This window comes from Flagellimonas lutaonensis, assembly GCF_000963865.1.
Classification (GTDB): Bacteria; Bacteroidota; Bacteroidia; order Flavobacteriales; family Flavobacteriaceae; genus Flagellimonas_A; species Flagellimonas_A lutaonensis.
This window is the reverse complement of the sequence record NZ_CP011071.1, coordinates 387,190-413,759: the sequence shown is the minus strand read 5'-3', so window position 1 is coordinate 413,759 and position 26,570 is coordinate 387,190. Positions and strand designations below refer to the sequence as shown.

27 protein-coding genes and 1 other RNA gene are annotated in these 26,570 nt (G+C 45.1%); 9 read left to right on the top strand and 19 right to left on the bottom strand.

What is annotated here, in order from left to right; translation table 11 throughout:
- Positions 1-21: 21 nt before the first annotated feature.
- The 6 genes from VC82_RS01940 to VC82_RS01920 form a co-directional block, all read right to left on the bottom strand.
- Positions 22-1,239 carry a sensor histidine kinase gene (locus VC82_RS01940; RefSeq protein ID WP_045803180.1) on the bottom strand — a complete coding sequence of 406 codons (1,218 nt, stop codon included), beginning with the start codon at positions 1,237-1,239 and terminating at the stop codon, positions 22-24.
- A 165-nt stretch (positions 1,240-1,404) separates the two neighbouring features.
- The gene (secA, locus tag VC82_RS01935; protein ID WP_045800882.1) at positions 1,405-4,767 is read right to left on the bottom strand and encodes a preprotein translocase subunit SecA; all 3,363 of its coding nucleotides are present in this window, start codon (positions 4,765-4,767) and stop codon (positions 1,405-1,407) included.
- A gap of 136 nt (positions 4,768-4,903) precedes the next feature.
- Complete coding sequence (locus VC82_RS01930; RefSeq protein ID WP_013551418.1) at positions 4,904-5,128, bottom strand: DUF2795 domain-containing protein; 225 nt, start codon at positions 5,126-5,128, stop codon at positions 4,904-4,906.
- Between the two features lie 121 nt (positions 5,129-5,249).
- Positions 5,250-5,810, bottom strand: a complete 561-nt coding sequence (locus VC82_RS01925) for a cob(I)yrinic acid a,c-diamide adenosyltransferase (RefSeq protein WP_045800881.1) — start codon at positions 5,808-5,810, stop codon at positions 5,250-5,252.
- 53 nt (positions 5,811-5,863) lie between these two features.
- On the bottom strand, positions 5,864-6,004 hold the full coding sequence (locus tag VC82_RS15630; protein ID WP_170218304.1) for a hypothetical protein: 141 nt from the start codon (positions 6,002-6,004) through the stop codon (positions 5,864-5,866).
- Positions 6,005-6,060: 56 nt separating this feature from the next.
- Entirely contained in the window at positions 6,061-7,236 is a 1,176-nt protein-coding gene (locus VC82_RS01920; protein WP_045800880.1) for a lipoprotein N-acyltransferase Lnb domain-containing protein, read from the bottom strand.
- A gap of 144 nt (positions 7,237-7,380) precedes the next feature.
- Here VC82_RS01920 and VC82_RS01915 point away from each other — a divergent pair, with 144 nt between their 5' ends.
- Together VC82_RS01915 and VC82_RS01910 are read left to right on the top strand one after the other, a co-directional pair.
- The gene (locus VC82_RS01915) at positions 7,381-8,109 is read left to right on the top strand and encodes a CDP-alcohol phosphatidyltransferase family protein (protein WP_045800879.1); all 729 of its coding nucleotides are present in this window, start codon (positions 7,381-7,383) and stop codon (positions 8,107-8,109) included.
- A 68-nt stretch (positions 8,110-8,177) separates the two neighbouring features.
- Positions 8,178-8,984 (top strand): DUF4198 domain-containing protein, encoded by an 807-nt coding sequence (locus tag VC82_RS01910; RefSeq protein WP_052698858.1) that lies wholly within the window; start codon positions 8,178-8,180, stop codon positions 8,982-8,984.
- Positions 8,985-8,986: 2 nt separating this feature from the next.
- Here VC82_RS01910 and lptB read toward each other — a convergent pair whose 3' ends face one another.
- Genes lptB through VC82_RS01890 form a run of 4 tightly spaced genes read right to left on the bottom strand, consistent with a single transcriptional unit; the run spans position 8,987 to position 11,920 of the window.
- Positions 8,987-9,727 (bottom strand): LPS export ABC transporter ATP-binding protein, encoded by a 741-nt coding sequence (gene lptB, locus VC82_RS01905; RefSeq protein WP_045800878.1) that lies wholly within the window; start codon positions 9,725-9,727, stop codon positions 8,987-8,989.
- A 57-nt stretch (positions 9,728-9,784) separates the two neighbouring features.
- Positions 9,785-10,135, bottom strand: a complete 351-nt coding sequence (locus VC82_RS01900) for a carboxymuconolactone decarboxylase family protein (RefSeq protein WP_045800877.1) — start codon at positions 10,133-10,135, stop codon at positions 9,785-9,787.
- Positions 10,125-10,955 carry a twin-arginine translocase subunit TatC gene (tatC, locus tag VC82_RS01895; protein WP_045800876.1) on the bottom strand — a complete coding sequence of 277 codons (831 nt, stop codon included), beginning with the start codon at positions 10,953-10,955 and terminating at the stop codon, positions 10,125-10,127. Before tatC ends, VC82_RS01900 begins: the two co-directional genes overlap by 11 nt.
- Positions 10,955-11,920: a KpsF/GutQ family sugar-phosphate isomerase gene (locus tag VC82_RS01890; RefSeq protein ID WP_045800875.1), complete on the bottom strand. Its 966-nt coding sequence runs from the start codon at positions 11,918-11,920 to the stop codon at positions 10,955-10,957. Before VC82_RS01890 ends, tatC begins: the two co-directional genes overlap by 1 nt.
- A gap of 185 nt (positions 11,921-12,105) precedes the next feature.
- Between VC82_RS01890 and recQ the strand changes: the two genes are divergently transcribed.
- Positions 12,106-14,307 (top strand): DNA helicase RecQ, encoded by a 2,202-nt coding sequence (gene recQ, locus VC82_RS01885; protein ID WP_045800874.1) that lies wholly within the window; start codon positions 12,106-12,108, stop codon positions 14,305-14,307.
- Positions 14,308-14,455: 148 nt separating this feature from the next.
- On the opposite strand, the gene VC82_RS01880 is transcribed toward recQ, so the two are convergent.
- The 3 genes from VC82_RS01880 to VC82_RS01870 form a co-directional block, all read right to left on the bottom strand.
- Positions 14,456-14,767, bottom strand: coding sequence for a CCC motif membrane protein (locus VC82_RS01880; protein WP_045800873.1), 312 nt, complete (start codon positions 14,765-14,767; stop codon positions 14,456-14,458).
- A gap of 168 nt (positions 14,768-14,935) precedes the next feature.
- Positions 14,936-15,271: a CCC motif membrane protein gene (locus VC82_RS01875; protein ID WP_045800872.1), complete on the bottom strand. Its 336-nt coding sequence runs from the start codon at positions 15,269-15,271 to the stop codon at positions 14,936-14,938.
- 6 nt (positions 15,272-15,277) lie between these two features.
- On the bottom strand, positions 15,278-15,586 hold the full coding sequence (locus VC82_RS01870; protein WP_045800871.1) for a DUF2752 domain-containing protein: 309 nt from the start codon (positions 15,584-15,586) through the stop codon (positions 15,278-15,280).
- Between the two features lie 67 nt (positions 15,587-15,653).
- Here VC82_RS01870 and VC82_RS01865 point away from each other — a divergent pair, with 67 nt between their 5' ends.
- Positions 15,654-16,202, top strand: coding sequence for a Smr/MutS family protein (locus VC82_RS01865; RefSeq protein ID WP_045800870.1), 549 nt, complete (start codon positions 15,654-15,656; stop codon positions 16,200-16,202).
- Here VC82_RS01865 and VC82_RS01860 read toward each other — a convergent pair.
- Positions 16,199-16,714, bottom strand: coding sequence for a hypothetical protein (locus VC82_RS01860; protein WP_045800869.1), 516 nt, complete (start codon positions 16,712-16,714; stop codon positions 16,199-16,201). The genes VC82_RS01865 and VC82_RS01860 overlap by 4 nt on opposite strands.
- Before the next feature lie 112 nt (positions 16,715-16,826).
- On the opposite strand from VC82_RS01860, the gene VC82_RS01855 reads away from it, so the two are divergent.
- Complete coding sequence (locus VC82_RS01855; RefSeq protein WP_045800868.1) at positions 16,827-17,975, top strand: cysteine desulfurase family protein; 1,149 nt, start codon at positions 16,827-16,829, stop codon at positions 17,973-17,975.
- On the opposite strand, the gene VC82_RS01850 is transcribed toward VC82_RS01855, so the two are convergent.
- The 3 genes from VC82_RS01850 to VC82_RS01840 are packed head-to-tail and all read right to left on the bottom strand — an operon-like array spanning position 17,972 to position 22,797.
- Positions 17,972-18,625, bottom strand: a complete 654-nt coding sequence (locus VC82_RS01850; protein WP_045800867.1) for a hypothetical protein — start codon at positions 18,623-18,625, stop codon at positions 17,972-17,974. The two genes, VC82_RS01855 and VC82_RS01850, sit on opposite strands and share 4 nt — an antisense overlap.
- Before the next feature lie 8 nt (positions 18,626-18,633).
- Positions 18,634-21,072, bottom strand: a complete 2,439-nt coding sequence (locus VC82_RS01845; protein ID WP_245615945.1) for a TonB-dependent receptor — start codon at positions 21,070-21,072, stop codon at positions 18,634-18,636.
- Positions 21,073-21,105: 33 nt separating this feature from the next.
- A complete protein-coding gene (locus tag VC82_RS01840) occupies positions 21,106-22,797 on the bottom strand; it encodes a M23 family metallopeptidase (protein ID WP_045803177.1) in 1,692 nt (563 codons plus the stop codon).
- Positions 22,798-22,960: 163 nt separating this feature from the next.
- Between VC82_RS01840 and VC82_RS01835 the strand changes: the two genes are divergently transcribed.
- The 4 genes from VC82_RS01835 to rny all read left to right on the top strand — a co-directional run bounded on the left by VC82_RS01835 (position 22,961) and on the right by rny (position 25,356).
- Positions 22,961-23,251, top strand: a complete 291-nt coding sequence (locus tag VC82_RS01835) for a cell division protein ZapB (protein ID WP_045800866.1) — start codon at positions 22,961-22,963, stop codon at positions 23,249-23,251.
- Positions 23,252-23,265: 14 nt separating this feature from the next.
- Positions 23,266-23,568, top strand: a complete 303-nt coding sequence (locus VC82_RS01830; RefSeq protein WP_045803176.1) for a cell division protein ZapA — start codon at positions 23,266-23,268, stop codon at positions 23,566-23,568.
- A 53-nt stretch (positions 23,569-23,621) separates the two neighbouring features.
- Positions 23,622-23,731, top strand: a non-coding RNA gene (ssrS, locus tag VC82_RS15355) — 6S RNA.
- A 53-nt stretch (positions 23,732-23,784) separates the two neighbouring features.
- A complete protein-coding gene (rny, locus tag VC82_RS01825; RefSeq protein ID WP_045803175.1) occupies positions 23,785-25,356 on the top strand; it encodes a ribonuclease Y in 1,572 nt (523 codons plus the stop codon).
- An 18-nt stretch (positions 25,357-25,374) separates the two neighbouring features.
- On the opposite strand, the gene VC82_RS01820 is transcribed toward rny, so the two are convergent.
- Positions 25,375-26,001 carry a dioxygenase family protein gene (locus VC82_RS01820; RefSeq protein ID WP_245615943.1) on the bottom strand — a complete coding sequence of 209 codons (627 nt, stop codon included), beginning with the start codon at positions 25,999-26,001 and terminating at the stop codon, positions 25,375-25,377.
- Between the two features lie 79 nt (positions 26,002-26,080).
- Positions 26,081-26,560, bottom strand: a complete 480-nt coding sequence (locus VC82_RS01815) for a hypothetical protein (protein ID WP_045800864.1) — start codon at positions 26,558-26,560, stop codon at positions 26,081-26,083.
- Positions 26,561-26,570 lie beyond the last annotated feature (10 nt).

The window sequence follows — 26,570 nt, the reverse complement described above, 5'->3', positions numbered from 1 at the left end:
TTCCTAAATATAAAAAACAAATTACTCAAGTGAGTTGAAGTCTTCGATAATTTCTTCGAAGACAAGGTGGTAGTACGTACCTTTACGCTGGGTGTCGCGCGTTACAGAACCCCTTAATTGACGGGCCAGGTTGTGGATAAGTTTGAGTCCCAGCGACTGTGAGGTCTTTGGGCCAACGGTTTCAGGAAACCCTTTGCCATCATCACCCAAGATCATTTCGTAGGTATCACCTTCGGCCTTTTTGAGCACAACGGTAATCTCACCGGGTTTGTCGTCGACAATACCATATTTTAAGGCGTTGGTGACCGCTTCGTTGATTACCAACCCCAAGGGTATTACCGTATCGATGCTTAGTTTGTAATTGGGTATGTCAATGTTTAGGGTTACATTGTTGGTATTGCCCTTTATCGAACGGAGCAGGTATTCACAAAGCTCTTCAACATAGGGTTTTAATTCGATTTTTGAAAGATAGTCATCACGCTTATACAGCATTTCATGCACCATGGCCATAGATACCACCCTGTTTTGGCTGTTTTTGATGATGCCGCTGATTTTTTCATCCTTAACGGCACGTGATTGTAGGCTCAGAAGACTTGAAACGGTCTGCAGGTTGTTCTTGACCCTGTGGTGCACCTCTTTCAGTAAGGTTTCCTTTTCTTGAATGCGCTCTTCGATCTCTTGTCTTGATTTGTACAGTTTGTGGTGTGCCCGGAGCAAGTTTTTTCCGAAGACGCCGCCCAAAAGATAAACGGCCAAGAGAATGCTCAAAAAGGCAAACCAATCTTTTGATTCTAACGGAACCGTATCATCCGCAATATTGAAATCGCTGAGATCGTGCAGAAATATCAGCCCTACCACGATCAGGTTGATGAACAGGTATATTTTGCCATAGACCCGTGTGGATACGTAACCGGCAAAAACCACGATGCCCAGAACATAGATGAAGGGACTTTGAATGCCCCCGCTGAAAAGCGTTATCAAAATAGCCGATACCATGGCCAGTACCGAAGTTATATTATATGTGATGGTGAGGTTGCCATGGCTCTTCAACATTAAGGTGTTGAGCAGGTTCAATACTGCAAAACACAAAAATGTGTAAGGAACCACTCCTCGAATGTTCAATAAAAAAGAACAGATAAGGCCAAAGAATAGGGCAAAAAGTGAAGCGAAGTAGTTGACCTTCAATACCAATTGGGTCTTATCTTCTAATCGGTACCTGTCTTTGGTAGGTATCTTCATGCATTTTGGTTGTTTCACTACAGCCCTTGGGGCAGTTGCAATAAATCACTATTTCTGCTGGCGGTCTGGTCGGGGGCTTGCCAGTGTAAATCTAAATATGTTTTGGTTCATAATCAAAAAACGGTGGCCTAAAAGACCACCGCTGGTGTTATTTTCAAAGCAATGCTATTCATCGATCAGCACCCACTCTCCTTTATCTATAAGGGGCTCTGCCTGTTTGAATTTTAGGGTTTTGCTTTCACCGGACATGATGTTCTTGATGGTGACGCGCTCGTTTCGGCCGATTTTTGGTTTTTCGCGAACAATGGTCTCGGTTACCTGCGGCCTACGACCTTGGGTCTGGCCGGCAGCCCTGTTCTGGGCGGCCAATTCGTCACTGTTCGGAATCTCTTCCTTAGTGGTCTTCAGTTTTTCTTTAGGTCTACGAACCGTTCGGGCCTCTTGGATCTGGTTGGGGTCTGCCGTGGGCAGCTCGCCCTTGAACAAGAACGAGATGACCTCTTTGTTCACCTTGTCCATCATTTGTTTGAAGAGCTCGAATGCCTCGAATTTGTAGATCAACAACGGATCTTTCTGTTCGTGCACTGCCAATTGTACCGATTGTTTCAACTCATCCATTTTACGAAGATGCGTTTTCCAAGAATCATCGATGATGGCCAAGGTAATGTTCTTCTCAAAATCGTTGATCAACTGCTTTCCGTTGCTGTTGTAAGCTTCTTCAAGGTTGGTGACAACGTTCAAGGTTTTGATACCATCTGTAAAGGGCACCACAATGCGCTCAAACTTGTTCGACTGGTCTTCATAGACCCGTTTGATCACCTTAAAGGCAACTTCGGCACTGCGCTCCATCTTGTTTTGATAGTATTCATAGGCCGCTTTGTACACTTTGTTGGCGATTTCTTGGAAGTTGAGCCTTTTGAATTCCTCTTCAGAAATGGGCGAAGTGATCGAGAAGTACTTGATCAGCTCAAACTCAAAGTTTTTGTAGTCTTCTGCCAATTTGTTGGTTTCGGCTATCGACTCACAGGTGTCATAGACCATATTGGCAATGTCGACCTTCAAGCGCTCACCCTGCAGGGCATGGCGTCGTCTTTTATAGACCACCTCACGCTGGGCGTTCATAACATCGTCATACTCCAACAGGCGCTTTCGAATGCCAAAGTTGTTCTCCTCTACCTTTTTCTGTGCGCGTTCTATGGATTTGGTCATCATGGAGTGTTGAATGACCTCGCCTTCCTCTAGCCCCATTCTATCCATCAGTTTGGCCACCCTGTCTGAACCGAAGAGACGCATCAGGTTGTCTTCCAACGACACATAGAACTGTGAGCTACCGGGGTCGCCCTGACGCCCCGAACGGCCCCTTAGCTGACGGTCGACCCTTCTCGAGTCGTGACGTTCGGTGCCGATAATGGCCAGACCACCTGCCTTTTTAACTTCGTCGGTCAACTTGATGTCGGTACCACGGCCAGCCATGTTGGTCGCAATGGTCACCACACCTGGCTTGCCTGCTTCGGCCACGATATCAGCCTCTTTTTTGTGAAGTTTTGCGTTCAGTACGTTATGCGGAATCTTTCGAACACTCAAGAGTTTTGAGAGCAGCTCTGAGATCTCTACAGAAGTGGTACCTATCAATACAGGTCTGCCGGCTTTAGAGAGTTGTTCTACCTCTTCTATAATGGCATTGTACTTTTCTCGCTTGGTCTTATAGATCAAATCGTGTTTGTCTTCTCTTGCAATGGGCCTATTGGTAGGAATCTCCACTACATCCAACTTGTAAATTTCCCAAAATTCGCCAGCTTCTGTGACGGCCGTACCTGTCATGCCCGCCAACTTTTTGTACATTCTAAAGTAGTTCTGCAGGGTAATGGTGGCGAAGGTCTGGGTCATGGCCTCGATCTTCACATTTTCTTTTGCTTCAATGGCTTGGTGCAGTCCGTCTGAGTAGCGACGGCCATCCATAATACGCCCTGTTTGCTCGTCCACGATCAACACTTTATTGTCCATCACCACGTATTCAACGTCTTTCTCGAATAGGGTGTAGGCCTTTAGAAGCTGTGTCAACGTGTGGATGCGCTCGCTCTTTATGGCAAAATCTTTAAAAAGTTCTTCCTTGAGCTCCGCTTCCTTCTCAATATCGAGGTTTTGGTTCTCTATTTTGGCGATTTCACTGCCGATGTCGGGCATAACAAAGAAATCTTTGTCTTCTTCCCCAGAAATATATTCGACCCCTTTGTCTGTCAATTCGATTTGGTTGTTCTTTTCATCGATCACGAACAACAGCTCTTCATCTACCTTAGGCATTTCACGGTTGTTGTCTTGCATGTAGAAGTTCTCGGTCTTTTGCAAGAGCTGTTTTACGCCCTCTTCGCTCAAGAATTTGATGAGTGCCTTGTTTTTTGGAAGCCCGCGGTGTACCCTTAACAATAAAAAGCCTCCTTCTTTAGTGTCTCCCTCGGCAATTTTCTTTTTCGCCTCGGCCAATACACCCGTCAGATATTGCCGTTGTTTTTGTACGATATCGGCCACCTTGGGCTTCAGCTCGTTGAACTCGTGGCGGTCACCCTCTGGTACGGGTCCCGAGATGATCAAAGGCGTACGGGCATCATCGATCAATACAGAGTCGACCTCATCGACAATGGCATAGTGGTGCGGGCGCTGTACCAAATCGCTCGGGGTGTGCGCCATATTGTCGCGCAGGTAATCAAAACCGAATTCATTGTTGGTGCCGTAGGTGATATCTGCGTTGTAGGCGGCCCTTCGCGCATCAGAATTTGGCTGGTGTTTGTCGATACAGTCGACCGAGAGCCCATGAAACTCGAAGATTGGAGCCATCCAAGCACTATCACGTTTTGCAAGGTAGTCGTTGACCGTTACCAAATGGGCGCCTTTGCCCGGAAGGGCATTTAGGTACAGGGGCAAGGTAGCAACCAGTGTCTTACCTTCACCCGTCTGCATTTCAGCAATCTTGCCTTGGTGCAGGGCAATACCGCCGATGAGCTGAACATCGTAATGCACCATGTCCCATGTGACCTCTTTTCCGGCAGCATCCCAAGAATTTGACCAGATGGCCTTATCGCCATCAAGGGTAACATATTCTTTGGTGCCCGATAGCAGGCGGTCGAACTCGGTGGCCGTAACCTCAAGGGTTTCGTTGTTGGCAAAGCGTTTGGCGGTTTCTTTCACCACGGCAAAGGCTTCGGGCAAAATCTTGTTAAGGGTGTTTTCAGAGATTTTATAGGCCTCTTCTTCAAGGGCATCTATTTCGCCATAGATTTCTTCGTTGCGGTCAATGTCGGTAGAGGCCTGGGCTTCGGCCTTCAATGCCTCTATTTGTTGGTTGAGGTCTTTGCAATCTTCCTGTATCTGGGCCTTGAACTGCATGGTCTTCTGCCTCAGTTCATCATTGCTAAGGGCCTCGAGTTGCTTTTCAAATGATTTTATCTCTTCGACCAAGGGTTGTAGGGCCTTCACATCTTTCTTTGACTTGTCTCCCACAAAAACCTTTAGTACAGAATTCAGTAAACTCATGGATTAAATTTTCTTTTGGTGTGCAAAAGCCATTCCACAGTGGAACATTTGTTGTGAACGGCCTTTATGGCTGTCAAAATTACATAAAAAAAAGCCTCGAATGAGACTTTTTGGTTATCTAAAGCACGTATGTTTTTTAATATTCATCCTCATTCCAAAGGTAGTCTTCCTCGGTAGGATAGTCGGGCCAGATTTCCTCTATTGATTCATAGATTTCACCGCCTTCTTCTTCCATGGATTGAAGGTTCTCTACCACCTCAAGGGGTGCACCTGTTCGTATGGCGTAATCTATAAGTTCGTCTTTGGTCGCTGGCCAGGGCGCATCGCTCAAATATGAGGCTAGTTCTAACGTCCAGTACATAGTAACGGTTTGATTTTAAATTTTTTGCAAAAATAATTTTTAAAGCCAAACGGCCAAGTTATTTCTGCTTTATTTGGCGATTATTTTGAATAATCACTTCCATAACGCAGGAAAAACGGATTTAATTGTCCAATTTCTTGGGAATCCACTTGACCTCATCGGCTTGTAGTTGCGAAGACAATTTTCGTGCCAACACAAAAAGAAAGTCAGATAAGCGGTTTATATACATGAGCAGTTCTTTTGAAACCGGCTCATTTTCATGTAGGAGGGAAATGACCCGCTCGGCCCTGCGGCAGACGGTTCTTGCGATATGACAGTATGACACGGTGGTATGACCACCCGGTAAAATAAAATGTGTCATCTCAGAAAGCGATGCGTTCATATCATCGATTTCATGCTCTAAATATTCAATATCGGCACTATCGATGCGCGGAATCTTCAACCGATTGTCTTTTTTTGACTCTGTTGCCAAAATGGCCCCTACGGTAAAGAGTTTGTCTTGTATGGCCATCAAGACCTCTTTTGAATGGCTGTCGATTTCTTGGTCGCGCAGTAGCCCCAGCCATGAGTTCAGCTCATCGATATTGCCATAGCTTTCTATTCTGATATGGTGTTTCGATACACGGGTGCCCCCAAAAAGACTTGTTTGGGCCTTGTCTCCTGTTTTGGTGTAGATTTTCATGTTTTGGGTCGTTATTGACAGACAGATTTTGAAAATTGCGCTAATTTAGGTATTCAATCATCTCTTTCCCGCCTTTTTTTGCCTTCCATGAACTTTCTTGACCGTCTACGCTTTCTGCCCTTTTTGTTCATTACGAAAATGGCCAAATAGATGACTGCCAAGACAATGACGACCACATAAATTGTATTGTCCATTACGCTAAGTATTTACTTAAAAGTACGGCATATTGCATTAAGATGAAAATACCCGCTCAGGGCTTTGGCACTTTCCATTCCCAGTACCACAAATACAGGTAGCGAATGGCCAGGGTAGCCATGATGGGAAGCACCAGTACCGGAAAAACCTGAATCCCCAGCACCCAGATGGCCAATAAGAGTGCCAAAAGCCCTAACAAGAACCATAGATATTGTACATACCAAGCAGGGCGGCCAGCGAACAATAGCATGAACACCAATATGAAATTCAACGGTACCGCCCATAAAATATTCAGGTTGCCTCCGGTACCCGAATGATTGGTAAAAAACCAAAGAAAAACGATGAAAAAGCCGAGTAAGCCGGTCAGGGTTAACAAAACGGTATCAAGCCATGGGTTCTTATGGTCATGGCGGTAATCAAGAAAGGTAATGGCGGCCACAAACATGAACAGCAACAAAAGCCAGAAAAGGGGCGATGTCAAAAAGAAGCTCCGTTGTTCATGCTCATCATAATCCAATACCACCCGCTCGCGAAGCACCAAGGGCTTGCCATTTTTGGTGGTGTTTCTCAACTGGTACATGGTATAATAGGGCAAGAACATATGTTCGTAAGGGGTGGCCTCTCTGTCTACCACCGACCCATAGGCCAAGTTTATTCCAAGGGCAGACCACGAGTTCCAATGTAGGTGCTGCATAATAAGCTCTCTAAAGGTGTGCCGCTTTTCGAGGTGCGAATAGCTGTAGGTGATCTGGTTATCGAACAGTTTCTCTAAAATATTGGCGGTGATGTTCGAACAATTGTTGAAAAGGGGGTCATATAGGTAATTTCGGTTCTCGGGGCGATAATTGTCTTCCAAAAAGGCCAGAAACTTATTTTTTTCCACTTGGTCAAGGTCAAGAATCTGTTCACGAATCCATCTTTTATCTGCTTCATATTCCAGTAGAAAGTTGGCAAAACGGGTTCTACTCAATGAATAGACCATGTTGCCCTTGGCAAAGTTCAAATAGAAATTGGGCTGGTCAAAGTCAAAAGTGCCATAATTGTATACCACATCCAGGCCCAAGACCGAATCTTGTACCCTGAAGGCGGTATGGCCAAAAGCCGAATAGAGTTCATCTCCAGAGCCGCAGGTCAGCACACTTATTCGCGCATTTTGAGACAGTCTCGGCAGTTGCGCTGAAGCAAATGCGCCCAAAAGAACACAGGCCAAGAAGAAAAAGTTTCGAACCATAACGAGGCCAAATATCTGAATAATTACAATACACGGCCTGCCCACGGTTCATATAGTTCATTTTTTGGTTTATTTTTACCTCAATGGTTTTGCCTTTTTCCATTAGAATGGCCTATTCGAGTACTAAGTTTAACCACCCTTGAAATGAAAAAACACGTACCTAATTTTATAACCTTGCTCAATGTGCTGAGCGGGTGTATTGCATCGGTTTTTGCTGTGCTGAACCAATTAGAGTTTGCGGCCCTTTTTGTCTTTTTGGGCATTTTCTGTGATTTTTTTGATGGTCTTGCCGCACGTCTCTTGAATGTGAAAAGTGCGCTTGGGGTGCAATTAGACTCGTTGGCCGATATGATAACAAGTGGCCTGGTGCCGGGCATTGTCATGTTCCAATTGTTGACAATGGCCCAAAAAGGAGGGTGGAACCTCGATTTTTTTGGGGTGCATACAGAGGTAGGCTTAGTGCCGCTGTTGGGTTTTTTGATAACCATGGCATCGGCCTATCGGCTGGCCAATTTCAATGTTGACGAGAATCAGGTTAACTCTTTCTTGGGCCTGCCAACGCCAGCAAATGCATTGTTGATTCTTTCGTTGCCGCTTATATTGATCTATCAAAACAACGATATACTTAACAGCATAATATTGAACGAATGGTTCTTGTTGGCATTGACCCTTTTGAGCAGTTACTTGCTCAACTCAAGAATTGAGCTTTTTGCCTTGAAGTTTGAGAATTACAGTTTTAAGGACAACGCCGTAAAATATCTCTTCTTGATAGGGAGTTTGGTACTTTTGCTGACGATGAAGTTTTTGGCAATACCGGTTATTATTCTGTTTTATATATTGGCATCACTCCTTTCAAAGAAGCCATCCCCATGATTTGGAAAATTTTTTGAAATTGATAAAACCTGGCGATATTTTTTTACGTAACTACAATAAATGATTATATGAGAAAATGTATCACATTTATTGGCCTTGCCATAGTATTTCTCTTATGTAGTTCTCACGAGCTGTTTCTCAAATCGACATCTTATTTTTTGGAAGAAAACCGAGCGGTGGAATTATTTTTGTTCAATGGCACTTTTGACCAAAGCGAGAATGCCATTGCGATTGATAGGATAGTCGACGCTAGGATAATTGGGCCAAAATTTGAGCTTCTTCCGGCTAATAGTGCCTATCGACTAGAGGAGACTTCTACCTTTTTGAATTTTACCACTGAAAGTGCTGGTACTTATGTTGCCGGTGTTTCCACGCTTCCCAGAACAATTGACCTTGATGCCAAGGCCTTTAATGATTATTTAGATCACGAGGGCCTTAAAGGCACTTTGAATGAACGGAAAAGGGAAGGAACATTGAAAGATGATGCCACTGAAATCTACTCAAAGCATGTCAAGGCTATTTTACAGGTGGGTGACCTTATGACTGATGATTACAAAACTGTTTTAGGATATCCGATTGAATTCCTGCCTATTGACAATCCATACTCAAAAAAAGCAGGGGAACCCATTCGTTTTCAGTTGCTACTAGAGGGCAAACCATTGGCAGGGCAGACTGTGCACTACAGTACTTCTGTACCGGGTAAAGATGCCCATGACAGTGAGAAATCGTCCATTACCGATAACAATGGTATTGTAACCATTATACCAAGCCAGTCCGGTAATTGGTATGTGGCCACGATTTATATGGAAAAAAGTGATGAAGAGGGTGTTGACTACGAGTCAAATTGGGCTACATTGACATTCGGATTGAAATAATTTTATACATCGAGCTTCTTTTTGCGCAGCTCAAAGTTTTGACCCAAATATACTTTTCGCACCATTTCGTCTACGGCAAGATCTTCGGGCACACCGGCCTTTAATATGCCTCCCTCGAACATGAGATAGGATCGTTCGGTAATGGCGAGTGTCTCTTGCACGTTATGGTCGGTGATCAAAATACCGATATTCTTGTTCTTCAACTGGGCCACGATGCGCTGAATATCCTCAACGGCTACAGGATCCACCCCGGCAAAGGGTTCATCCAACAAAATAAATTTTGGGTCTGTGGCCAGGGCACGGGCGATTTCGGTCCGTCGTCGTTCACCGCCCGATAAGAGATCGCCCCTATTTTTCCGAATATGGCCTAGGCCAAATTCATCGATGAGCGACTCCATTTTCATGTGCTGTTCTTTCTTGCTCAGCTTTGTGGTCTGCAGTACGCTCAAAATATTGTCTTCTATGCTGAGTTTTCTAAAAACAGAGGCCTCTTGTGCCAAGTAACCGATGCCGTGCTGCGCCCTTTTGTACATGGGAAAATTGGTGATATCCATCGAGTCGAGGTATATATTTCCGCCGTTGGGCTTCACCAATCCGACAATCATGTAGAAAGAGGTGGTCTTGCCCGCACCATTGGGCCCTAAAAGCCCTACGATTTCACCCTGGTTCACTTCCAAAGAAATACCTTTTACGACCTTTCGGCCGCGATAGGCTTTCATTATATTTTCTGCTCGTAATTTCATCGGTATTTGCCAAAACTACACATATTGCTCAACTGTGTCATTGGCTTTTTGAATTTTTTAAGCTTTGGGTTCCTGTAACTCCTCCCAATACTCGTAGGCCCTTCGCAGGTGCGGAATGGTGATGGTGCCCCCAATCAAGGTGGCAATGCTAAGGGTTTCCATAATTTCTTCGGTATTGGCCCCTTGTTTCTGGCAACTCTCCAAATGGTATTTGACACAATCGTCGCACCTTAGCACGGCCGAGGCGACCAACCCCAAGAGTTCCTTTGTCTTGGCGTCCAATGCCCCGGGCAAAAAGGCGTTGGTGTCTAGGTTGAATATGCGCTTGATGACCTTGTTGTTGTCGGCCAATAGCTTTTCGTTCATCTTTGAACGGTATTCATTGAATTCATCTACTTTATTTGGCATTTTTTGCTGCTTTTTTTGCTTCGCGATTGATGACGAGCTTCGAAATGTGGATGCTGATCTGATAAAGTATCAGCACAGGCACCGCCACCACTATTTGACTGGCCACATCTGGGGGTGTTATAATGGCCGATAGGATCAGTACCAGCACTAGGGCTATTTTCCGGTATTTTCTCAAAATTTCGGGAGTTACCAAGCCTACCTTGGTCAAAAAGAAAATGATGATCGGCAGCTCGAACATGATACCACAGGCAATCACCGCTGCCCGTACGGTGCCGATGTACGAACCAATGTCAATTTCGTTGTTAACCTCGGGACTCACTTGGTAGGTGCCCAAAAAGTTGATGGAAAGAGGGGCGACCACATAGTAGCCAAACAGTACACCCATAAAAAATAGGAGCGAAGCCACTGTTATAAAGCCCCGAGAATACTTGCGCTCTTTTTCGTACAGCCCCGGACTGATAAAGCGCCACAGTTCCCACAACACGTATGGGAAGGCGATGATGAAACCTGACCATATCGAGGTCCAGATGTGGGCCGAGAACTGGCCTGCCATCAACCGGCTCTGAATGGTGAACGGCAGTTCTTCTCCGCAAAACTCAGATTCGATTCCAAAGAAGGTGGCTATCCTACAAAAAAAGCGATAGGTAGGAAAATCCATGCTCTTTGGCGCAAAGATGATGCCGAAGATGAAATCTTTCATGACAAAAGCCACCACGGCCACCAAAACAATGGCCAAGGTAGAGCGTATCAAATGCCAGCGCAGCTCCTCCAGATGGTCCAAAAAGGACATTTCGTTTGGGTCTTTTCTTGTCTTGGCCATTACAAAATGCCTTCGTTTATAAGGTTATGTATGTGCACCACGCCCACATATTCATCCCCATCCATCACCAAAAGCTGTGAAATGCCTTTTTCTTGCATCGATTCCAACGCTTTTATGGCCAATACATCAGGCGAGACTGTTTTTGGGTTGGAGGTCATGATATCTTTAGCGGTGAGGGCACTTATGTTATCGTGCTTGTTGAGCATTCGTCTAATATCCCCATCGGTTACGATACCGACCAGTTTTCCGTTTTGGGTCACCGCCGTAACCCCCAACATTTTTTCCGATATCTCTACAATGACCTCTTTGACCTTTGAATTGATATCGACCTCGGGCCTAAGGTTGTTTCCAAAAATATCGGCAACTCTTAAATAGAGACGTTTTCCCAAAGAGCCCCCGGGGTGGTATTTGGCAAAATCATCGCTGCTGAAGCCTTTTAGTTCCAACAGGCAAATGGCCAGGGCATCGCCCATTACCAGTTGTGCCGTGGTACTTGTGGTAGGCGCCAGGTTGTTGGGGCAGGCCTCTTTTTCAACATAGGTGTTCAATGCAAAGTCGGCCTGTTTGGCCAAAACAGAATCCATGTTGCCCGTAATGGCCACCAATTTATTGCCTCCCCTTTTTATGAGCGGGATCAGTTGTTTGATTTCTTCGGTATTGCCACTTTTTGAGATGCATATGACCACATCGTTTTGCTGTACCGTGCCCAAGTCGCCATGAATGGCATCTGCGGCATGCATAAAAATGGCCGGTGTGCCGGTAGAATTGAAGGTGGCCACAATCTTGGCACCGATCAGGGCACTTTTGCCCACCCCAGACACGACAACGCGGCCCTTTGATTGTAGAATACACTCGGTGGCCCCGGCAAATTGTTCATCTAAAAGGCTGACCAAGTTCTGTATGGCCCCGCCCTCTGTTTCAATGGTTCGTTTTGCGATGGATAGGATTGATTGCTTGTCGTTCAAGGTAATTCTTGGATTTTCTACTGGTTTTCCTGAAAGAATGTCATATATTTAGATTACAAAATTAAACAAACAATCTTTTATAAATCTCAAAAGAACGCTTCTTTGGCCTTGAATTTGAAATATTCCCCAAACATGGCAAGAAAGCTGACCTGATGCTGACCTGCTAGCTTTATCAACTTAATTGTATGGCGCTGACGAAGAATGATTTACAGACTGCTCTAAAGAAATACTTTGGTTTCTCACAATTTAAAGGGCTGCAAGAAGGGGTCATTGAACATGTGCTTGAAGGCGAGAATACATTTGTGATCATGCCCACTGGTGGCGGTAAATCACTATGCTACCAATTGCCCGCACTCTTGAAAGATGGCACGGCCATTGTGGTTTCGCCCTTGATTGCACTTATGAAGAACCAGGTCGATGCCATTCGTGGCGTTTCGGCTGACCATGGGGTGGCCCATGTGCTCAACTCATCCTTGACAAAATCGGAGGTGAAACAGGTTATGAGCGATATCTCAAATGGCATCACTAAATTATTGTATGTAGCACCAGAATCGCTTACCAAAGCAGAGTATGTGGATTTTCTTCAGTCTGTTCAGTTATCTTTTGTTGCAGTTGACGAAGCGCATTGTATTTCTGAATGGGGCCACGACTTTAGACCTGAATACCGAAACCTTAGAAGCATAATTGACCGCTTGGGCAACGACATACCCATTGTGGCTTTGACCGCAACCGCCACCCCAAAGGTGCAAGAAGATATTTTGAAGAATCTCGGCATGTCAGATGCCAAGGTGTTCAAGGCATCTTTCAACCGGCCAAACCTTTATTATGAAGTACGGCCAAAAACCAAGAATGTCGATGCCGATATCATACGTTTCGTAAAGAAAAACGCAGGTAAATCTGGCATCATCTACTGTTTGAGCCGAAAAAGGGTTGAAGAATTGGCACAGGTACTTCAGGTAAACGGCATTAGTGCGGTGCCTTACCATGCTGGATTTGATGCCAAGACACGTTCTAAGTACCAAGATATGTTTTTGATGGAAGAGGTAGATGTGGTCGTGGCCACCATTGCCTTTGGCATGGGTATAGACAAACCCGATGTCAGGTTTGTGATACATCATGATATTCCAAAGAGTATCGAAAGCTACTATCAAGAAACAGGGCGTGCCGGCCGAGATGGGGGCGAAGGCCACTGTTTGGCCTTTTACTCCTATAAAGATGTCGAGAAGTTAGAAAAGTTCATGTCGGGCAAACCGGTTGCCGAACAAGAAATAGGCCATGCGCTCCTGCAAGAGATCGTAGCCTACGCCGAAACATCCATTTCACGAAGAAAGTTCATACTCCATTATTTCGGGGAGGAGTTCGACGAGGTAAACGGCGAGGGGGCCGATATGGACGACAACGCCCGAAATCCCAAAGAAAAACAGGAAGCCAAGGATGATGTGGTCAAGCTTTTAAAGATAGTGCAGGGCACCAACGAAAAGTTCAAGACCAAAGAAATAGTGAAAACACTTGTCGGAAAGGTGAACGCCCTGATATCATCGCACAAGACTGATGAAAAAGACTTTTTCGGAAGCGGCTCCGATAAAGACGAGAATTATTGGAAGGCCCTGATAAGGCAAGTGTTGGTGGCTGGACTTTTAAGAAAGGAAATTGAGCAATACGGTATTTTGCATGTAACCGAAGCAGGCAAAAAGTTTCTTGAAAAACCCGTATCGTTCATGATGACCAAAGACCATGTGTACGATGAGTCCACCGACGATGGTATCATTACGGCCAGTAAGTCTGTAGGGGCCGTAGCTGATGAAAAATTATTGGCCTTGATGAAAGACCTGCGGAAAAGGGAGGCCAAAAAATTGGGAGTGCCCCCTTTCGTGGTCTTTCAAGACCCATCATTGGACGATATGGCACTTAAGTATCCCATAAGCATCGAAGAACTACAGAACATTCATGGGGTTGGCGAGGGAAAAGCCAAAAAGTATGGGCGTCCGTTTGTAGAGTTGATAGCCAAGTATGTTGAAGAGAACGATATTACCCGACCCGATGATTTGGTGGTCAAGAGCACGGGTGCCAACTCTGCACTTAAGTTGTATATTATCCAAAATGTGGATCGGAAACTGCCTTTGGACGATATTGCGGCGGCAAAAGGCCTTGAAATTCCTGATCTAATCAAAGAGATGGAACAGATTGTCTACAGCGGCACCAAGTTAAACCTAGACTATTGGTTGGATGAGATACTCGATGAGGACCAACAAGAAGAAATACACGATTATTTTCTAGAGGCCGAGACCGATAGCATTGAAGATGCCATGGAAGAATTCGATGGTGACTACGAAGACGAAGAACTTCGACTGTACCGATTGAAGTTTATCAGTGAAGTGGCGAATTAAGGGGCTGTAAAAAGTTAGCCCATCTGTCATTTCGAGCGCAGTCGAAAACCGACCAGATGATTTTTTTACATCGCATATGGATGGCAGTCGGCAGTGCTCAACCAAACAGTAAGGTAAATTCAAACTTTATTTGACAGCCTGATCTTTATTATTGATAGCTCTGCCATTCACCTGTTGTAATGACGGCAATGATAAATCCAAAATAGATAATCGTCAGCACCAAATATACCAATGAGAGGGCCAGTCCAATGTATGAAAGAATACGCCCTGTCTTTACATTGCTGTAATCTGAATAACTATCAGGACTTTGTTGATACAATTTTTCAGCGGCCTTTGCCTTGACCAAACCGATAATGGCAAAAATAATACCGAATGGGCCACAGCAAATAACTGTGCCCACAATTGAAATAATGCCCATGGTCAATACCGTACTGGCGCCAGGTAAGGGTTGTTGGTTCATAAGGTTGTATTAATTTAATGTAAGTTCGGTTTAAGCACAATGCGTCAGCCTGCTTGATGGCAAGGCAGGTTTAAGTGAAATCTTGCAAAGATTTCACTCAATATGACATAATTTTTATTTAAAATCCTTGTCCCGGACTTAGGTTAATTTATCGAAATAAAGTAAAGTCTATTGTTCGTATTGCTGCATAGTTTCTTCGTAAGCAGCTGAAAACTCTTCCCAGAATTCAGCTATGCCTCCCGCGTTGTAAATCATATAGGCCCATCTTACAATCATCAGGACACTTAAGATCAAGGCGATCAACGAAATGATCTTCCCAGTCTTTATTTGTCCATAATTATCATAGGCCTCGGGATCGGCCTTGTACATTTTTTCAGATTGCAGGGCGAGATAAAATCCGATGCCAGATGAAATGGCGCCTAAGACGCCAGTGCAGCAACAAATGAAGCCTAGAATACCTAAAACAATGCTCAAGACGCCATTGGGTAGTTTTTTTTGTTCCATGGTTGATTATGATGATAGTTTAATGATATAACTTATTAATATGGTTGCCACACTCGATATGCTCAGCAATATAATTATTTTGTTGGCATATTTGGTGGAATAGAACTTATTAAAAACCAAAAAAGAAAAGAGTAGAACAAGGAAATAAATGGCAGGATACATCTTAAAGGCCGCCACAAAATCGCCTTGCAACAACAGGTAAAAGGCACGTTGTATGCCACAGCCGGGGCAATCAAAACCCAATAGCTGTTTGCTGAAACACGGCAGCATGAATTTTTTTGCGGACAAAAGGTATGTGCTTAAGAAAATGTTCATGCGACAGCATTGTTTCTGGGCTCAAAATACCATTATTTTTGCTTTTGTAAAAGAAGTATGAAAAAACATGGGGTCGGTCGACTACAAAATTGGCGATAAGGTTGAATTGCTTGATGAACCCTTAAGCGGGAACGTGACCAACATTATCGGCACCACTATTATCATTGCCCTCGAAGATGGCTTTGAAATGGAGGTTGAGTCCTCACAGTTGGTCAAAATTGACGATGATATCAAGGTTAGCAACTTTGAAGCCGCCCTTTCGAGGTCAAACAAAGACCGACCCGTAAAAAAGAGGGTCGGGGCCAAAAAGCGCAAAGAGCGTTATGCCCCGGCCCTAGAAGTTGATCTGCATATTGAAAAACTGGTACCCTCCACCAAAGGGTTGGATGCTTATGCCATTCTTGACCTGCAGCTTGAGACCGCCAAAAGGCAGGTCGATTTTGCCATACGAAAGCGAATTCAAAAAGTGGTTTTCATACACGGGGTCGGCGATGGTGTGCTCAAAGAAGAACTGCGTTTTCTTCTTAAAAAGTACGACCATTTGACTTTTTATGATGCTGCTTACAGAAAGTATGGGCTTGGGGCCACCGAGGTACGCCTTTTTCAGAAAACCTAATTGTCTATGGGGGTCGAGATTTCACCAAAATCGTTGATGGTCAAATCGGTAATCCGTTCACCGGCATCGTTGACCAAGGTAATCTCGCTGAGTTTTATTGCATGGTCAAAGGCGGTACTATCTGCATTGACTGTGGTTTCAATGATCACCATACCATCTTCAGCGTCGATTTCTTCCGTAACCACAGGACTTACAGGTGGTATTTCATCACAGAAATAATTCTTGGAGACATTTTCGGAGAAAATACGATATACCAGTTTCGACTGTCCGGGAATGGTACTTACAGTGGTCACCACTGTATCGCCAACAATGCCTTTTTGCAGAACACCGCTCTGTAGTGTTAAGATGAGGGCTTCGTCCCCATTGATTTTGAACAGCGTTGTGATCTCATCGTTCAGGTCGCCGCAATTATCAACGGCAACGCTATCAAAATCGATGGTTTCGATTTGAAGGTCACCATCACTGCATGCAGCGAACAAAAGAAAGGACAAGGCGCAAACCAATTTTTTCATGTCACCAAATTTAAAGCAATTCTGGTTTATTCATCACAGTTAGCAATCCCAATTTTGAAGAAATTAACTTAATTTCGGTTACATTTGCGTGCTCTAAAACGTTTGCGTGCCCATGGAAAAAGTCTATCTCGACAATGCGGCGACCACTAGGGTCAGAGATGAAGTCATAGCAAAAATGCAAGAGGCCCTGGCAAATTGCTACGGAAACCCCTCATCAACCCATAGTTTTGGCCGATCGGCGAAGACCGCAATTGAAAAGGCCAGAAAGACTATTGCAAAGTACCTGAATGCACACCCTTCTGAAATAGTGTTTACCTCAGGTGGCACAGAGGCCGATAACATGATCCTGAGATGTGCGGTTCGTGATTTGGGCATAGAGACCTTGATTACCTCAAAGGTCGAACACCATGCCGTACTGCATACGGCCGAAGAACTGGAGAAAGAATATGGCATTGCATTGCAATTTGTTGATTTGGATGGCGATGGCAATCCTCGATTAGACCACCTTGAAAGCCTTTTGGCCCAAGATGCCAAGAAGAAGTTGGTGAGCCTTATGCACGTCAACAACGAAATAGGAAACCTTTTGGATATTGCTGCCGTAGCGCGTATGTGCAAAGACCGCGGGGCCTTATTTCATTCAGACACCGTGCAGTCGATAGGGCATTTTGAGTGGGATGTACAAGAAGTTCCGGTTGATTTCATGACGGCGGCAGCCCATAAATTTCACGGACCGAAAGGCATAGGCTTTGCCTTTGTCAAAAAGAACTCTGGGCTCAGGCCCCTTATCGTTGGCGGAGCCCAAGAACGCGGCAATAGGGCAGGCACCGAGCCGTTCCACAATATCGTGGGGCTTGAAGAGGCCTTTGTGGCCGCCTACGACCACCTTGATGAAGAACGTAAATATATATCAAGGTTGAAACAGTATTTCGTAGAGAAAATCCAATCTGCCATACCAGGTGTGGCGTTCAACGGACTTTCTGGCTATATGGAAAAAAGCACCTATACCTTGACCAATGTACGGTTGCCGTTCGATACCCAAAAATCGTTGATGCTGCTCTTTCACCTCGACCTTAAGGGCATAGCATGCTCAAAGGGCAGTGCGTGCCAGTCTGGCAGTGATATGGGATCGCATGTGCTGAATGAGATACTCGACAAAGAAGAGCTCAAAAAACCATCGTTGCGGTTCTCTTTTTCAAAATACAATACCAAAGAAGAGCTCGATTATGTGGTGCAGGTATTAAAAGAATTTGCGGAAAGCTAGCGGTCTTTTTTCTTTTTCCGCTTTCTCTCTCGATCGTACGGAAAGTTTCTAGAGGCCTGCTTCATCATCCTGTCGATGAGTTCGGTAGTGTTTTTGCCCGTCTTTTTGGTGATTTCTTTTTCGTACTTCCAGAGCAACTTTGCAGTATCACCATCACTTATCTTAATACCTATTCGGCCATAGTTGGCATTTCCATTGAAATAATCCAATAGGCTGAAGTCTGTCGGCACCCCTTTTGAGAGCAGAATATTTAGGTTGAGGCTACCGCTTATGATACCATCGACCCCCAAAATTTCACTCAACTCCTTGATTGTGTAAATGTCCAGGTTTTCGTAGGTGATTCCCTCTTTTGCCAATAGGGCGTTTGTGTCATTGGTGTTCTGGAAATCGACATTGAACTTTTTTCTTTTCTTTCGGATGGAAAAATAGGTTTCCAGTGCATTTTGAACTGCATAGCCCTCTCTTTCGGCCAGTTCTTTCAGTTCGTTTTCACGAACCTCTTTCTTGAGGTCAAGGTTGGCCACAAAGGGAAGTATGGCCAATACCTTATGGTCTTTGGTCAACTCATCAAATTTGGGGCTTTCAAAAATATCTTTCTGCCCCCAGGCCAGATTGGCCATCAGAAAAAGAAAAAAAAGGATCTTTCTCATAGTTTCCACTAAAATCGTGCACTGATCTTCAGGTTCAAAATTCTTGCCGTTAAAAAGTTGGGTACGGCAAACTGTCGTTGTGTGTCGGCATCGCGTACCCATGTATTGGTTATGGAGTTTTGGTTGTTGAACAGATTAAAGATTTCGAAACCGGCGCTAAGGGCTTTCAATTTCATTGCCTTATCCCCGTCAAATCGCTGTTTGCTTTCATCGGCAAAAATATAGGAAATTCCTAAATCGACCCGCTTATAGTCGCGAAGTCTGCCCTGAAATTCATAGGGGTCGGCATAATTGGGCGATCCACCCGGTACACCGGTTTGGTAAACCAGGTTCATATACAGCTTCAAATCGGGCACGGTGGGCACATAGTCTTGAAAGAGCAGGGCGAATTTTAACCGCTGGTCGGTAGGTCTTGATATGTAGCCCCTGCCATTGATATTTTCTTCGGTTTTGAGGTACCCCACACTTACCCACGACTCGGCACCGGGCACAAAGGTACCGTTGAGCCGTACATCCAATCCGTAGGCATACGCAACGGCGTTGTTTACAGCGGCATAGCGCAACCGAACATCTTCGATGATAAAGGGGTTAACATCGGACAATGTTTTATAGTACAGTTCGCTTTGCAGGCTGAACGGTCGCCCCCATAACGTAAAACTGTACTCGTTGCCCAGCACAAAGTGCCAGGATTTTTGCGCTTCCACATCAGGGTTGACAGTACCGTTCAAATCACGAAGTTCTCGGTAAAAAGGGGGTTGTTGGTAATTGCCGATGGCCAATCTGAACAAAAGGTCTTGTGCACCGTTGGGCTTGATGGCAAACTGTACCCTCGGACTTACCAAAAACTGCGTGTTGCTGTCAAACCCCACCCCGTTGACTGTCCATAGCTGTCCCCTGAGACCAAGGTTGTAGTAAATATCATGTTCGCCCCATTTGCCATGTTGCCCATATTGCAGAAAGGCCGATACGCGATTGGTCTTTACAAAATTGATGGCCTGTGCGCCCTCGAATGGGAGGATATCGCCCGTAAAAGGTTCTTCTGGCTGGTTGTTGACAATACCCGATTGTGGCGGACGTATAAAGTAACCCGCCGAATCGATGAACTCGGCTTCCCGAAGTTGGTCCCTAATATCTTCATGGGTGTATTTAAGGCCCCATTGTACCAATGTATTCTCCTTTTTTAGTTTTCCCCGATGGTACATGTTAAAGATAAGGGCGTCGAACTGGTTTCGCGCCCTGTTAATTTGGCGGCCCAACCCCCTTGGGTTGATCGGGGAGCCTAGATCTTGGCTCCCTAGGTCGTTGTCGACCTCGGCCAGTTCATATTCGGTTATAACGTCTGAGAATTCTTCCTCTACGGTATGGTAGACCGAGGTGATGAGCTTTAGGTTTACCTTTTCGTTCAGTTTAAAATCGGCCTTGAAAGCACCCAAGGCGGTGCTGAATCGGTTGTTTTCCTTTCCTTGGTAGGCTACCAAAAGTGCCCTTGGCTCGTTTATGGTTCCGAAGTTGGTCTGCCTCGTTCGGGGCCGGTTTTCATAATCATTGATTGAAAAGGTGCCCAAGAAATTTAACTCCAACTTACTTGAGATGCCATAAGTAAAATAGGTTTGGGCATCAAAAAAGTTCGGCCTTACGTTTGTTTGGGTCTGCTGACTGTTGATAAAGAGCGCGTTCGTGCGGTATCTGACTCCAGTTATATTGCCTAGGTTCTTATCGTTCGTCAATGTCTCCAAGGTCAGGGCCCCACCCAACAAACTGGCATCGGCCTGCAATGAAAACGAAGTGGGTATTTTGTATGAGACATCCAGTACCGAAGAAAGCTTGTCGCCATATTTTGCCTGAAAACCACCGGCTGAGAAATCAATGTCGCTGACCATGGCACTATTGATAAAGCTAAGCCCTTCTTGCTGTGCAGAGCGCACCAAAAAAGGTCGGTAAACCTCAATTTCATTGACATAGACCAAGTTTTCCTCAAAACTGCCACCCCTAACGGTATATTGAGTGCTCAACTCGTTGTTGAACGAAACGCCTGGCAAGAGTTTCAACACATTTTCAACACCGGCATTGGCCCCTGGAATGTTTCTTACCATTTCTGGTGACAGTGTTTCGATACCTTCCAGTTTTTTCTGGCCGGTAGGCGAGACCTCGACTCCGGCTATTTGCGTTACGTTCACCTTCATCACCGGATTGAACTCAAAGGTCTCGTTCGTGTTCAGCAAGAGGTTTTCAAGAAGTATGTTTTGGTATCCTATGTGGGAAAAAGTTATGGTGTTTTCGGTATCGGCCACGACCTGAAGCAGGTAAAGGCCTTGGCCATTGGTTGTGGTGCCCGATGTGTTTGATGAAATGTTGACATTTGGCAGGGGCCGGTTGTTTTCATCGACCACCACGCCTGTAATGATGGCATGTTGACCATACGATGTCAAAATGCCAAAAAAAAGCAACAGATTAAGTACAGGTTTTTTAAGACACACGCGCTATTTTCTGAAGAAAGTACTCTCAAAGGTACTTGAATTGCCCACATTATCGGTAACGATTACTTTAAGCGCACATTGTGTCTGCTGGGCTATTTTATCATCGAAATTATAGGTGAGCGTTCTGGTCTTGGGTTCATATTCCATCAAAATCCATTCACCGTTCAGGTAGGCATCATACGAGTTAATGCCACTAAGATCGTCAGCAATTTCAAGACTGAGATACCGGTAATTGTTCAGCCATTGGCGGTCTTTAAAATTTCTGGGCCGTATGGTCGGTGGGAGGGTATCTTTGGTCAGGGTGTAGCGGCCTAGGTTGCGCGTACGCGTGGTAAACGTATTATTGCGCTTATAGGTTCTGGCGTAATTGGGCCGTGACCTTTCATCGAGCCGGGCAATGAACAACTGTTTGCGTTCGACTTCCGAATATTTGGAGACATCAAAGGTTATGGTGAAATTTCGATGGGCCGCTACCGTGTTATCGTGTATGGTAACGGTATCCTCACCTTTTTCAAGGTCGATATAAAAATCATTGTAAAAGGTGTTGGCCGGAAAATATACTTTTGCCGCCCCCAAATCAAAATTGTTGGGCCGCTGGGCAATGATATAATGTTCGGTCTTTTTGAGGTCTTTGGTGATTCTGGGGGGTTCTTTCTTTCCTTCCACAGGAATGACCACCTTTGTTTCGTTGCCCTCGATATCGGCCAGAGCCAGTTCAACATTGTACGAGACACCTTCTTTGACCACTATTTTTCCGTTGTTGTGCAGTGTCTTGTAAATGCCCAAACGGTTCGAGGGGTCTTTGAAGCATTTTTGAATGCGCTGGCGGTACTTGCCAAAATGCTCGTAGTCAATAAGGGTGTTGATGTAGCGCGTTTCACCAAAAGAAAATGTCTCGAAGTCATAAGCCGAATATACCTTGCCGTTCACCTTTTGTTCCATCGAAAAAATACCATTTTTGTTGGCCGCCAGATCTTGGCGGTCAAAAGCATTGAAACCAAAACCGATGGTGCCCGAGGCGGTTACCTTATCTGCCAAAAAACTTCCATCGGCCTGTTTGGTGAAATTCAATTGTACTTTTCTCTCGCTTTGGTTGACCACCGCACCCTCTGAAAGTGGGTAGGCATATAGGCCCACCAAGGTCGGATTGGTGGCATCTCGAACCTCATAGCCATATAACAGGGGATTTGTGGGTTTTTCAGAAATGCTGCTACGGATTTCAAAATGCAGGTGCGGCCCCGTTGAACCGCCCGTATTGCCCGAATAGGCGATGATTTTGCCCTTTTCGACCTTCAGCTCCCCGTATTCGGGAAACACCTCGACCTCATATGACTTTTTTTGGTACTGCACTTTTTTTATGTACGCCTCTATTTCGGGCGAAAATTTCTGCAAATGGGCGTAGACCGAAGTGAAACCGTTGGGGTGCGCCACGTACAAAGCTTTTCCATAGCCCCATAGCGATACTTTGATACGGGTTACCGTACCGTCGCCAATGGCATAGACGGGAAGTCCCTGCCGCAGCTGGGTCTTAATGTCTATTCCAGAATGAAAGTGGTTCGAGCGAAGCTCACCGAAGGTTCCGGCCAGGATCAATGGTATGTCCAAAGGAGATTGGAAAAAGTCTTTGGGGTATTTCATCTGTGCCGAAAGCACCCATCCGTTCAGCACAAACAACAAAATGAACAACAATCGCATCATTGGGGCAATTTTGTGTACGAAAGTAAACAAAGCCTTCGACCTGTAAAAAAACATATGGGTTAAATGCTGATTTTCAGATTACTAAACCAATATATGAGAAAAATATTGTTAGATAGCCCAAGGTTCGTTAACTTTGTTTGAAACGCATTGAGGTTTGCACATGAGCGAACTTGTAGAGATAGTTGATTCTTTAGAGAATAAGGTAAGCAAGTTGTTGCACAAAATGGAGTTGCTCAACAAGGCAAACGCCAAGCTAAAGAACCAAGTGGCCGAACTTGAAGAACAGAACCGTGCTTTAAAAGAGGTCATAGCAGAATGGGAAGAGCGGTATGAATCGCTAAAAATGGCAAGCTCGATGCTGGGTGGTAATACAAATAAAACCGAGGCAAAACTCAAAATAAACACACTTATTCGCGAATTGGACCAATGTATTGCCCATTTGGCAGAATAGTGTGAGACATGCAAATGGACGAAAAGCTCAAAATCAAGCTTTCGATAGCCGATAGGGTGTACCCTTTAACGATAGACCCAAGGCAAGAAGAGGGGCTTAGAAAGGCCGCCAAGAACATTGAAAGCTTGGTGAAGAAATTTGAGCAGAATTATGCGGTACGTGACAAGCAAGATGTTTTGGCCATGTGCGCTTTGCAGTTCGCCTCAAAAATAGAGCAGGGTGGCATAGACCGTTCTGAAAGTACCAAAGCGGCCCTTGAGCGATTGAAGGCCCTTGATGAATTGGTTACCTTACGGCTAGACACTGTCTCTGAATAAGTTCTTTAAAATACATATAGTTACTGCCCACATTGGTAAATATTTTTTGACAAACTCAACAGATTTTTAATTAAAAAGGGTGAGTTTAGGCTGTAAAAGCGGGCCCTACTCGTATAGGGATACTTGAGCAGTCTGGTAGCCCTAAACCTGTCACGAGGAGTTTGCACAGAACTTCTTCCAATGTGGGCTTTTTTTATAACCAAACGTGAACCAGATATGGATAGTTATATTGTCATTGCAATAGCCGCAGTGATTGGATTGGGAGTAGGATTTGCCATTGCCAATGCCCTTGAAAAAGGTAAGGCGGCAAAGACCATAGCAAACGCTAAAAAGGAAGCCTCAAACATAATAAAAGAGGCACAAAAAGAGGGCGAAAACATAAAAAAGGATAAAATATTCCAGGCACGTGAAAAGTTCTTGGAGCTCAAGGCCGAGCACGAAAAAGTTATCATCAGCAAAGACAAGAAGATTGCAGAGGCCGAAAAACGCAGTCGCGACAAAGAATCTCAAATAAGCAACGAGCTGGCCAAGAGCAAGCGATTGAACGAGCAGCTCGAAAAACAGATAAAAGAGGTCGAGCACAAAAGTGAGATTCTCGACAGAAAGCAGTCAGAGCTTGAAAAACTGCACAAGAGCCAAGTTCAACAGCTGGAGGTCATTTCGGGCCTTTCGGCCGAAGATGCCAAGAGCCAGTTGCTAGAATCGCTCAAAGAGACGGCCAAGACCGACGCCATGGCCTATTTGCAGAATACATTGGAAGAGGCCAAACTAACGGCCCAGCAAGAAGCCAAAAAGATAGTCATCAATACCATTCAACGAATTGGTACCGAAGAAGCGGTCGAGAACTGCGTTTCGGTCTTTAATCTTGAGTCAGATGATGTAAAGGGCCGTATCATCGGCCGCGAGGGCCGAAACATCAGGGCCATTGAAGCCGCTACAGGGGTCGAGATCATTGTTGATGACACGCCCGAGGCGATCATACTTTCTTGTTTTGATTCGGTACGCAGAGAGGTGGCAAGGCTTTCATTGCACCGTTTGGTAACAGACGGCCGCATACACCCGGCACGTATTGAAGAAATCGTTAAAAAGACCGAGAAGCAGATCAACGAAGAGATTGTTGAGATCGGTAAGCGTACCGTTATCGATCTTGGCATACACGGCCTGCACCCAGAATTGATCAAAGCGGTAGGGCGAATGAAGTACCGCTCGTCATACGGACAGAACCTTTTGCAGCACTCCCGTGAGGTCGCCAAGCTTTGTGGGGTCATGGCCGCTGAGCTGGGCCTCAATGCCAAACTGGCCAAAAGGGCCGGGCTGTTGCACGATATCGGTAAAGTGCCCACATCAGAGGTAGAGACCGAAACCCCCCACGCCATACTGGGAATGCAATGGGCACAGAAATATGGCGAGAAAAAAGAAGTGTGCAATGCCATTGGCGCCCACCACGATGAGATTGAAATGACCACGCTTATTGCGCCCGTTGTTCAAGTTTGTGACGCCATAAGCGGTGCACGCCCCGGTGCCAGGCGACAAGTGCTCGATTCATACATTCAGCGCTTGAAAGACCTAGAGGATATCGCTTTGGGCTTTAACGGTGTAGAAAAGGCGTATGCCATTCAAGCCGGTCGTGAATTGCGGGTCATTGTAGAAAGTGAGAAGGTGAGCGATGACAAAGCCGCCGAACTTTCATTTGAGATTTCACAGAAAATACAGACCGATATGACCTACCCTGGGCAGGTTAAGGTAACGGTCATTCGTGAGACCCGTTCGGTGAATGTGGCGAAATAGTTTCAAGAACAACTTTGGTCAATGATAGTTGGGAATGTTCTTTCCCAAAATGATATTCCTTTCAATGGTCAAGATGCCATTTTTTGGTTGGGGGAGAAAAACCCCTTGCCCGCCCCGGCCTTTAAGTTTTGCCCTTTTATCGTCGGTTAGCAAGGGGTCATCGTCAAAAAGAAAGTCGTCGATGTAGTATTCGTTCTTTTCGGGTTCTTTAACCGTTACGTGAATGTGCTCAGGTTCGTTCCTATTGGGATAGGAGGCTGGCCGAAAGGTGTAAATTGTATAACGCCCGTCTTTGCCGGTCTTGACCCAGCCCCTGATGTGGCCATGACGCCTTGCCCAGCCTTTTTCATCACCTTTCTTTTCATAAATACCCTCTCGGTTGGTGTGGTAAACGTAGAGGATTACATCTTCGGCAGGTGTTTTTCCGTCTGCCCCATACACGATACCCGTTAGCTTTAACTTGGGCTCGGTTTCCTTGAACTTGGGCAGTGTGTCAATGGCGGCCAGTACCTTGTCACCATATTCATGTATGGCCTCGCAGCCTTCACAGGGCCCACCTACCTTGCCTGTGGCCTTTTGTTTCGTTTGCGATTGGCAGGCCGTAACGGCCACCAATAATGAAAACATGTATAGAAAATTCTTCACCGGTCAGGTTTTCGTGTCTCTAAACCTACAAATTGTAGGGACTGAAAAATGGTAAAGAAAAGCAAAGGGGTGTTAAAGTTTAATTGTTGATGAGTCGTATTTTTTCATTGACTTGGTCCATAAATTCGTGCAGATAACTCGGCACATTGTCTTTGTTTTGTTCAATGCGCCAGCTTTTTACGTTGCCATTTTGAGAGTATTGAATAAAAAGGCCCCCACCATCTGCACAATCGGGGCAACCAAAAATCCTGCCTTTTTCAAGAAACAGTTGGCTCGGGAAAAAGTCTATCAAATCTTTTACCTGTTCAAACTTACGGTGCTCCAACTCGATAAAATTTAATTCCTTGCCCGAATAATCATCAATTGTATCTTCAAACAATTTAGTTTTGGTCAACTTGTAGGTCTCTACACAGCCCTCTCCAACACATTCTCCATAGAAATGTCCGAAAACCAAATAGTTTGTATCGGTCAAGCCGATTTCATCATTGCTACAAGAAACAAACAAGCACAAAGCGATAATAATTACGGCCAATACCTTTTTCATTGAATATTTTCTCATATGATTTCAT